This window comes from Collinsella sp. TM09-10AT (genome assembly GCF_003436275.1).
In the GTDB taxonomy this organism is placed as follows: domain Bacteria; phylum Actinomycetota; class Coriobacteriia; order Coriobacteriales; family Coriobacteriaceae; genus Collinsella.
This window is the reverse complement of the sequence record NZ_QSOP01000024.1, coordinates 23,142-31,476: the sequence shown is the minus strand read 5'-3', so window position 1 is coordinate 31,476 and position 8,335 is coordinate 23,142. Positions and strand designations below refer to the sequence as shown.

Sequence of the window (8,335 nt, the reverse complement as noted above, 5' to 3'; positions counted from 1 at the left end):
AGCCCGAGACGGTCCCGGGCTGACAATTTCGACTGTAATGGACGTTCTTAAATAACCAGTCATTAGGGGCACCCTTGGCATAGCCCGCCCCAGCAATAGATACCACTTCACAGCTCCGTCACAGGTGTAGCGGCTTTGTGTGGGCGCGGCCCGCGCTGATTGAGCCGCCAACCGAGGGGCATAAAGCAGTTGAGCGAAACGGTTTGCCCCTTTGCCGTTCGCTCGAGGATCATGTCCCCCTTTTCCGCGGAAACCCCGGCAGTTGCGAAGAGCTGCTGGGGTTTCTGTCGTTTGTGAGGCTAAGTCGGTACGCAGCGATCGAGACCTTGAGCCGCAAACCCACCGTGCGCAATGCGCACCGCCGCCAACTTGTGAGCGCGGCAACGCCTTCCCTGCCAAGCCCCGCGCTATACTCGTCCGCATGGATATCAAAACACGCAACATAGCAACGCCCGCCGCGGACGCGCCAGCGACGCCACCCGCCTCCGCCCCCGCGCCCGTCGTGGGCCGTTTCGCCCCGTCGCCCTCGGGCCGTATGCACCTGGGCAACGTGTTCAGTTGCCTGTGCGCATGGCTTTCGGCCCGCAGCCAGGGCGGCAGCATCGTGTTACGCATTGAGGACCTGGACGATCGCTGCAAGCGCCCGGAACTTGCCGCCCAATTGATTGACGGCCTGGCCTGGCTGGGGCTGGAGTGGGACGAAGGTCCCTACTACCAACACGACCGCCTAGACCTGTACGAGAGCGCCTTGCGCCGGCTGAAAGACGCCGGCCTCACCTATCCCTGCTTTTGCACACGCGCCGAGCTCCACGCCGCGAGTGCACCGCACGCGAGCGACGGCACGCCCATCTACCGTGGCGCCTGCCGAAGTCTTTCGGCCGAGGAGGTGGCCCGCCGCAGCGCCCTGCGCGCCCCGGCCACACGTCTGCGCGTGCCCACCGTCGACGACCTCGCAGACGACGTGATCGAATTTGTGGATCGCACGTACGGCGCCCAATGCGAAGCACTCGCCACCGAGTGCGGCGACTTTTTGGTGCGCCGCAGCGACGGCGTGTTTGCCTATCAGCTAGCCGTGGTGGTCGACGACGCTGCCATGGGCGTCACCGAGGTCGTGCGCGGATGCGACCTGCTGGGGTCCACGCCGCGCCAGATCTATCTGCAGCACCTGTTGGGACTGCCCACGCCGCACTACGCACATATTCCGCTGCTCATGGCACCGGACGGCCGCCGCCTTTCCAAACGAGACCGCGATCTGGACCTGGGCGAACTCCGCGCCCGCTTTGGCACGCCCGAAACGCTGCTGGGCTGGCTCGCCGGGCAAACGGGCATCGCGCCGGACACCACGCCGCGCTCTGCCGAGCGGCTGGTCGAGCACTTTAGCTGGGATGTTATCCGCGCGCACCGAGAGAACATCACTGTAACGGCCGAGTAGCCAAATACGCCCCACCCCTACGCAACATCCCAGGGCTGGAGTTCGTCGCCCAGGTGAACGATGCAGTCGTAGAGCACGGTATGGCGCTCGGCCGGGTTGGCATCCCGATGAAAATGCCCGTAGTACCAGCGCTTGTAGTCCAAGCGATCTTCCAGCTCATCGAAAAACGCCGTAAGCCGATCAACGGCGGGGCAATTCCAGCCGGGCGCCGGATAGAGCGTGGGCGAAAGCATGCGCGTAGAGCAGGTGTGGGTGACCACGTAGTCGACCTTCCAGCCCACGCTGTCGAGCTTCGTCCGTGCCTCCTCAAAGTTGCGCTCACCCGGCAACTCCTGCGGCCACCAGCTGGAATACGGAATGCGGTATTCCTTGTCCACGCTCGTGGCGCCGCCCATGGTAAAGACCGTTGAGCCGTCGAGTTCAAAAACCTCGCCGCGCGTCAGGCGCCGTATGGGCGAGGTGTCCGACAGGCGCTGTGTCAGTCCGCCGTGCCACAACTCCATGGGTCGCTCCACCCAGTGGTCGAAACGTTCGTGGTTGCCGTCGACGAACAGCACGGTATAGGGGCGCGACTCCAGCCAAGCGATGTCGGCGCACTCCTCGGCAGAGAAATCCCACGGAAAGCCAAAGTCGCCGGCAATGATGAGATAGTCGTCGCTCGTCAGGCTTTCCCCAAGATCCCAATCGCGCAGCTTTTGCATGTCGAGGCCGCCGTGAATATCGCCCGTCACATAGACCGTCATCGGATCACCACTTCCCTGTAAGTCGCTAGCCCACATTCTGCACGATCACTAAGCCAACCGTTCCAGCCCTTCCATCCCTCAGGGCTTACCCCTCGTTCTTCCATCCAAACGGGTCGAGCACCCAAAAAATCAGATCGAGCACGCCGCCGGTCATCATGGCGCCGGCAAAGGCCATGCAAACGTGCAGAGAGCTGGTACTTCGGAGCACGTCGAACGGCCCCAGAACAGCCAGCAGCGCGACCGCTGCGCCGGCTACGCACAGCGCGAGGCACGGCCCCGCGTCCTTGACGCATTTCTTTGCGAGATGTTTGGTGTTGTCACTCATCAATATCGAACTCCTTAGAGGGTCGTTGTTTGGGTACATGCCGCCGCGACATAGCAGGGCGGCAGGGGAAGTGTCCCATGTCGTGCGGACATCAATGGAGAAACCACCTGCTCGACCAACCCTTGACGCCGTTTTGCACTGGCACCCCATCCCCCGCCATCGAGGTCTAATACTTTTCCCGAGAAGTGAACGGCTGTTTTTAGATCCCTGAAACATCCGCATTTTTCGGCGGCAAAATCGCAGGATTTCAGTACCGAAACCGCAGGAAACGGCACTCCTAAAGTGTCGATGCTTCGGGGGCCCGTTTTAGCTCGTTCACTTCTCGGGAAAAGTATTAGACCTTGATTCTTTGCTGCTCCGAGGGCGCGCCGCTTCCTTCTCTGGAACCCTCACTAGCACTGGCACCCCTAGCCGCTACGACCGCAAGCGTGCCTATAATGAGACATGTTTCCTAATGAGAAAGGAATCCAGATATGGACGAAGCCGAATTTGCCAATTTGGACGATATCAGAGATTTTTTCGACCGCGTCGGCACTATTTGCAAAAACGCGTCTTCAACCGGAGAGTTTTATACCAATCCAATAGACGTCAAGGGCTTTATTGAACGGTGCAACAATCCTTGCAAAAATATTTCCGAAAACAGTCCTCATAGAGACCAGGCCTATATACTGGGCGAAACCGTACTTGAGCTAAATAAACTTAATGAAAACAAGCTTAAAGAAATAGAATCTGCCCTTAAAGAAGACAGATGGGATGAATGGTGCGAAGACAACAGCAAAAAGGTATCAGCAGACGATGCTGTTTTCTACCTTGTGCTTAAGTGCCGCACCGACGATCAGCGACATTACCACTTTTACTTTGACAAAGATGCGGTTGCTGAACTCGACGCCTTTGACCCCTTTACTGAAGACGAGAATGGTAAAAAAGTTTTAGATCAGCAGTGGCACGTACTCATCTCCCTGCTCGCCTACCTCGATGTCGCCCACGCCTTAGGCAACGAACAGCACGAATATCATTGCCTTTATCGGTATATTAAAAAATTGGACAAGATAGACTTGAATGCAGCAGAGCTGCAGTTTTACTGCGGTATCTCTATCAAACCCGAATACTGCGGTATCTCTATCAAACCCGAACTTCGCTTAAAGACAAAGGAAGGAAAGCTGGTCAAAAGATATCCTTCTGGAAGAATGAATGAATGGCTTAATAGATCATTGCGTTAATTGAAAGGCAAATAATCGCCCGCCAACCTACTCCAGCCCTTGCCCGCCGTACTTCTCTGTCTCCGAGTCGTAGTTCAGCACGGCGACCGCGCCGTTCTTCATGACGCTCCCGTCGATGTAGTAATGGCTGGCGCCGTCATGCCAGATACCGCGGTAGCCCGCAATGCCCGAGACAGCCTCGGTGTTGATATGCCCGGCGATAACATCTAGGTAGAACTTACGCCCCACGTAATCGGGCAGCGTCATAGTAAACGACTCGTCAGATGTGCCGAGCTTCCAGTACTCCCCGGCACCCTCGTCAATGCCGGCATGCACAAAGACCTGGCCGAAGGGACTCTCGTAAAAGTAAGGGAGCTTGCGAACCCACGCGATGACGTCCGCATGTTCGGCCTTCATGCGTTCAACCGTATAGGCGTAGGCCTCCTCGAACTTCCTGAGCCTCAAAAGGTGCCTAACGTGCTTGAATGCCTCGGCGTCTAAGAAGCTCTTGGCCGTTGCCAGATTGCTGTCGGCAAGTATCCATGCCTGCGTAAAATTAAGGTCGTTTACCTCGTCAATGTACTCGAGGAACATCTCCTCGTGGTTGCCGCGCAGCGCCACGACGCGATCGCCGTACCGCTTTTGCAGGTCCATGACGAGCTCGAAGACCCCGAGTGAATCGGGGCCTCGGTCGCAATAGTCGCCAAGCAAAACCAGCTTGGAGTCCTCGGCATCGAGGTCGATGGTGGAAAGCGATGCCTTAAAGGCGTCCAAGCACCCGTGAATGTCACTCATAGCGTAGATATGCACGTATGACCCCCTGTTTGCGCCGGGACCCCACTCGTTTGTGCCATGCGGCACGGCGGCCCCTCTGATTTCGCGGGCGCCAGGCAGCTTTGCCCTGTCACGCCCATCAATATAGTTAAAAGTATATCTCGCCGTGCGGACACAAATTTATCCTTGGGCTCAAGCCGCTCGTCTGCGCTTGGCCTCCGCCCCACCCAAAAACTCATCCAACATTAATCTTGGCTCAAGAATCGCTTAATCTATAACCTGCACTATAGAGTTCGACAAAGGGCGGGGCGGCGCCGCGCAACGCAGGCCGCCGAACGCAACGCTCGCGCCCGAGCAAATTGCCCGGCGTCGCGCCCATCGAACGAAAGGACAGGTCATGGACGACCTCGAAAAAGTTGAAACCATCCGCACCAAGTGCAACGTGAGTTACACCGATGCCAAGGCGGCGCTCGACGCTGCCGACGGCAACGTTTTGGATGCCATCATTTGGCTCGAGTCGCAGGGCAAGACCCAGACCACGTCGGCGCATGCCGCCACCGAGTCCGCGCCAGTCGATGAGCCCTCTGCCGAGATGGTCGCCGCGCAGGTCGCTTACGAAAAGTCGAGCGAAAAGACCGACTTCTCCAAGAAGATGGACAGCGTGTGGGAGTACCTCAAAAAGCTCTTCCGCCTGAGTCTGGACACCAAGTTTATCGCCACGCGCCGCGATGCAATCATCCTCAACATCCCCATCCTGATCCCCATCGTCGCGCTGTTTGCCTGGGGCGCCACGATATGGCTGATGCTGCTTGGCCTGTTCTTTGGCATGCGCTACCGCATCGATAGCGACGGCGACGTGCCCGGCAGCATCAACAACCTGATGGACAGCGCTGCCAATGCCGCGGACGACATCAAGCAAAATCTGAACGACGACAAGTAATCGCAGACGGGGGCACGCATGGCACGGATCTTGATCGTAGAGGACGAGGAGAAAATCGCCCGCTTTGTGACGCTCGAGCTGGAGCACGAGGGCTACCAGGTGGAACACGCCGCCGATGGCCGCACCGCCGTTGACCTGGCGCTGGAGCGCGACTACGATCTGATTCTGCTCGACGTACTGTTGCCGCAGCTCAACGGCATGGAGGTCTTGCGACGTGTCCGCAAGCACAAGGATGTGCCGGTGATTATGGTCACCGCGCGCGATGCCGTGATGGACAAGGTGGCCGGGCTCGATGCCGGCGCCGACGATTACCTGACCAAGCCGTTTGCGATTGAGGAGCTGTTCGCACGGATCCGCGTGGCGCTAAAGCGCTCGGAGGCTGTGCGGACGGCTTCGGGCGTTGGCGGCGTTGGGGCGGGCGGTGCGGGCGGGTGCGCCGTTGCGATACCCCCGGCTGGCGACTCGGCCCAGACCGCTGCCGCGCCCTCCCCCGCCGCACTCGCCGTGGGTTCGGTCGCGCTCGATCCCGACCGCCGCGAAGTCACGGTCGGCGGCTCGCCCATCGCGCTCACGGCCCGCGAGTTCGACGTCCTCGCCCTGCTTATGACGCATGCCGAAACCGTACTCACGCGCGAGCGCATCGCGCACGAGGCGCTGGGCTACGAATACGTGGGCGACACCAACAACGTCGACGTGCACATCGCGCACCTGCGCGCCAAGATCGAAGACGCCGGCGGTGCCCGCATCATCCAGACCGTGCGCGGGGTGGGCTATGTCTGCCGCGCGTAACGCCGAGACCAAGCGCGTCACCTCCATCGCCCGTGCCATCAACTGGAGCTACATGTGGCGCCGCCTGGCGAGCTACATCTGGCTCGACCTGTGGCTGCTGGTTGCTGCGGCGGCGATCCTCATCTATGGCTATAACCAAACGCTGCCCGACGGCGCGTTTACCGCGGGATGGATCCCCGGTGCCGCCGTCCACGACATGTCGCTGACGCCCGCGCACGGCTGGGACCCCGCCACGCTCACCTATACCGTCGAGCTTGCGCGCACCACCAAGACCTTCCCCCTCGCGCAGGACCTCATCGCGCTGTGGCCCCTCTATCTTGTCGTTGCAGGTGGGCAGGTCATCAGCGTGCTCAACATGCTCGGCGGCGCCCGCCGCGTGCGCCGCACCATGGCGCCGCTCAACGATCTGGCCCTGCGCGTGGACGAACTCGGCCGCATGCAGCTCTCCGGCGGCAAGATGGAAACACTGGAGCAGGCCATCGAGCGCGCAAGCGTCGACTCGCCGAGCGTCACTACCGGCGACGCCGACCTGGCAAGCATCGAGGTTGCACTCAACCGCCTACTGCGCCAGATGCAAGAGGCCAAGCTGCAGCAGATGCGCTTTGTCAACGATGCGAGCCACGAGCTGCGCACGCCCATCGCGGTGATTCAGGGCTACGTGAACATGCTCGACCGCTGGGGCAAAGACGACCCGGACGTGCTGGCAGAGTCCATTGCCTCGCTCAAGGCCGAAAGCGAGCATATGCAGGAGCTCGTGGAGCAGCTGCTGTTTTTGGCGCGCGGCGATGCCGGGCGCACGGTCCTGCGGCGTGCGAATACTAACCTGGCCGCACTGGTCGGCGAGGTATGCGAGGAATCGCAGATGATCGATGCCGCGCACACATATCGACTGGCGTACGATGCCGCACTTACCAGCGACCCGCGCTGCGACGCGCCCGTTGACGTGGCGCTCGTGAAGCAGGCTCTGCGCGTGATCGTGCAGAACGCCGCCAAGTATTCGGACGCGGGCACATCCATCTCGTTTGGCGTGACGCCGGATGCGGGCGCGGGCACGATCGACATAAGTGTTGAGGACGAGGGCATCGGCATGAACCAGGAATCCGCAGCCCACGCGTTTGAACGGTTCTACCGCGCCGACAACGCACGCGATGCCGGCGCGCAGGGCTCGGGTCTGGGACTTGCCATTGCCAAGTGGATCGTCGACAGCCATGGCGGTGTCATTGGCGTGACCTCAGTCGAGGGCGTCGGCAGCCGCTTTACGATTCGCCTGCCGCGCTAGGAAGCCCCTCGGCATAAATAAAGGGATAGGGCCACACGGCCCTATCCCTTTTTGCTAGCTATGGCAGCTTGTGCGCTACTCGCGGCACAGATGCACGGCGAAACCGGCGAACTCGCGCTTAAAGTACACGAGCTTGGTACCGCCGTCGGGCAGCAGCACGCGCGACTCCTCGTTGACCTCGAGCCCGCGCTCGGCAAACCACTTCTCGGCCGCATCGATGTCGTTGACGGCAAAGCCGATGTGGCCCTTGGTGCCACGACCGTTCTGCTTCATGACCTCGATCAGCGAATCGTTAAAGTACGAAACCGGGGTCTCGATAACGGGCAGGCCCATCATCGTCGAGAACAGCTCCGCGATCTCCAGGGCATCTGCCGGGTCGGTGGCGTTAATGCCCACATGGGCAACGCGCATGCCAAAGAGCTCGACCGGATTGGCGTTCTGCTCACTCATACAGTCAGCGCCTACTGAGCCATGACGTCGAGGACGGCCTTCTCGGCAGCGACGCGGTTCATGCCGGTCATGAAGGGCACGCCGCTCACGTACGGGCAGGTGAGGCCCTCGGGAGCAACGGTGGTGGCGATCAGCAGGTCGGCGCCCTCGTCGCAAGCGTCCTTGGCCTCGGAGATGGCGCACTGCACGATCTCATACTTGCCGGCATAACCGTTGGCGTCGAGCATGGTGGCGACCTTCTGGGCAACGAGCGTGGAAGTAGCAGCGCCAGCACCGCAAGCCAAAACGATCTTCTTCATAGGTAATGTCTCCCTTCATGGTTTACTTTAGGTAAGTGTACCGCAGCGAGCGATGGCACTCAGCCTCGATGAGCTTTTATGCCAGTTTGCTTGTGCGCTGCGTAT

At 60.3% G+C, this 8,335-nt stretch carries 10 protein-coding genes; 5 read left to right on the top strand and 5 right to left on the bottom strand.

Annotated features, from left to right (window positions below; genetic code table 11):
* The first annotated feature begins 502 nt into the window (after positions 1-502).
* On the top strand, positions 503-1,432 hold the full coding sequence (gene gluQRS / locus DXD77_RS09040) for a tRNA glutamyl-Q(34) synthetase GluQRS (RefSeq protein WP_255413165.1): 930 nt from the start codon (positions 503-505) through the stop codon (positions 1,430-1,432).
* 17 nt (positions 1,433-1,449) lie between these two features.
* Here gluQRS and DXD77_RS09035 read toward each other — a convergent pair whose 3' ends face one another.
* Together DXD77_RS09035 and DXD77_RS09030 are read right to left on the bottom strand one after the other, a co-directional pair.
* The gene (locus DXD77_RS09035; protein ID WP_117648488.1) at positions 1,450-2,175 is read right to left on the bottom strand and encodes a metallophosphoesterase; all 726 of its coding nucleotides are present in this window, start codon (positions 2,173-2,175) and stop codon (positions 1,450-1,452) included.
* An 85-nt stretch (positions 2,176-2,260) separates the two neighbouring features.
* On the bottom strand, positions 2,261-2,500 hold the full coding sequence (locus DXD77_RS09030; RefSeq protein ID WP_117646222.1) for a hypothetical protein: 240 nt from the start codon (positions 2,498-2,500) through the stop codon (positions 2,261-2,263).
* 473 nt (positions 2,501-2,973) lie between these two features.
* On the opposite strand from DXD77_RS09030, the gene DXD77_RS09025 reads away from it, so the two are divergent.
* Entirely contained in the window at positions 2,974-3,720 is a 747-nt protein-coding gene (locus DXD77_RS09025; RefSeq protein WP_117646221.1) for a hypothetical protein, read from the top strand.
* Between the two features lie 27 nt (positions 3,721-3,747).
* On the opposite strand, the gene DXD77_RS09020 is transcribed toward DXD77_RS09025, so the two are convergent.
* A complete protein-coding gene (locus DXD77_RS09020) occupies positions 3,748-4,494 on the bottom strand; it encodes a metallophosphoesterase (RefSeq protein WP_158549129.1) in 747 nt (248 codons plus the stop codon).
* A 376-nt stretch (positions 4,495-4,870) separates the two neighbouring features.
* On the opposite strand from DXD77_RS09020, the gene DXD77_RS09015 reads away from it, so the two are divergent.
* The 3 genes from DXD77_RS09015 to DXD77_RS09005 are packed head-to-tail and all read left to right on the top strand — an operon-like array spanning position 4,871 to position 7,481.
* Positions 4,871-5,413, top strand: a complete 543-nt coding sequence (locus DXD77_RS09015; RefSeq protein ID WP_117648486.1) for a DUF4342 domain-containing protein — start codon at positions 4,871-4,873, stop codon at positions 5,411-5,413.
* Between the two features lie 18 nt (positions 5,414-5,431).
* Positions 5,432-6,202, top strand: coding sequence for a response regulator transcription factor (locus DXD77_RS09010; RefSeq protein ID WP_117648485.1), 771 nt, complete (start codon positions 5,432-5,434; stop codon positions 6,200-6,202).
* Positions 6,186-7,481 (top strand): cell wall metabolism sensor histidine kinase WalK, encoded by a 1,296-nt coding sequence (locus DXD77_RS09005; protein ID WP_117648484.1) that lies wholly within the window; start codon positions 6,186-6,188, stop codon positions 7,479-7,481. The genes DXD77_RS09010 and DXD77_RS09005 overlap by 17 nt, the downstream gene beginning before the upstream one ends.
* Before the next feature lie 75 nt (positions 7,482-7,556).
* Here DXD77_RS09005 and DXD77_RS09000 read toward each other — a convergent pair whose 3' ends face one another.
* Both DXD77_RS09000 and DXD77_RS08995 read right to left on the bottom strand, forming a co-directional pair.
* The gene (locus DXD77_RS09000; protein ID WP_089573578.1) at positions 7,557-7,931 is read right to left on the bottom strand and encodes a VOC family protein; all 375 of its coding nucleotides are present in this window, start codon (positions 7,929-7,931) and stop codon (positions 7,557-7,559) included.
* Between the two features lie 11 nt (positions 7,932-7,942).
* Entirely contained in the window at positions 7,943-8,230 is a 288-nt protein-coding gene (locus DXD77_RS08995; RefSeq protein ID WP_055252380.1) for a PTS sugar transporter subunit IIB, read from the bottom strand.
* Between the last annotated feature and the right edge of the window lie 105 nt (positions 8,231-8,335).

Coding starts and splice junctions, on each gene's coding strand:
- DXD77_RS09025 (WP_117646221.1), top strand. CDS start 2,974: ATGGACGAAGCCGAATTTGCCAATTTGGACGATATCAGAGATTTTTTC.
- DXD77_RS09030 (WP_117646222.1), bottom strand. CDS start 2,500: ATGAGTGACAACACCAAACATCTCGCAAAGAAATGCGTCAAGGACGCG.
- DXD77_RS09010 (WP_117648485.1), top strand. CDS start 5,432: ATGGCACGGATCTTGATCGTAGAGGACGAGGAGAAAATCGCCCGCTTT.
- DXD77_RS08995 (WP_055252380.1), bottom strand. CDS start 8,230: ATGAAGAAGATCGTTTTGGCTTGCGGTGCTGGCGCTGCTACTTCCACG.
- DXD77_RS09000 (WP_089573578.1), bottom strand. CDS start 7,931: ATGAGTGAGCAGAACGCCAATCCGGTCGAGCTCTTTGGCATGCGCGTT.
- DXD77_RS09015 (WP_117648486.1), top strand. CDS start 4,871: ATGGACGACCTCGAAAAAGTTGAAACCATCCGCACCAAGTGCAACGTG.
- DXD77_RS09020 (WP_158549129.1), bottom strand. CDS start 4,494: ATGAGTGACATTCACGGGTGCTTGGACGCCTTTAAGGCATCGCTTTCC.
- DXD77_RS09005 (WP_117648484.1), top strand. CDS start 6,186: ATGTCTGCCGCGCGTAACGCCGAGACCAAGCGCGTCACCTCCATCGCC.
- DXD77_RS09035 (WP_117648488.1), bottom strand. CDS start 2,175: ATGACGGTCTATGTGACGGGCGATATTCACGGCGGCCTCGACATGCAA.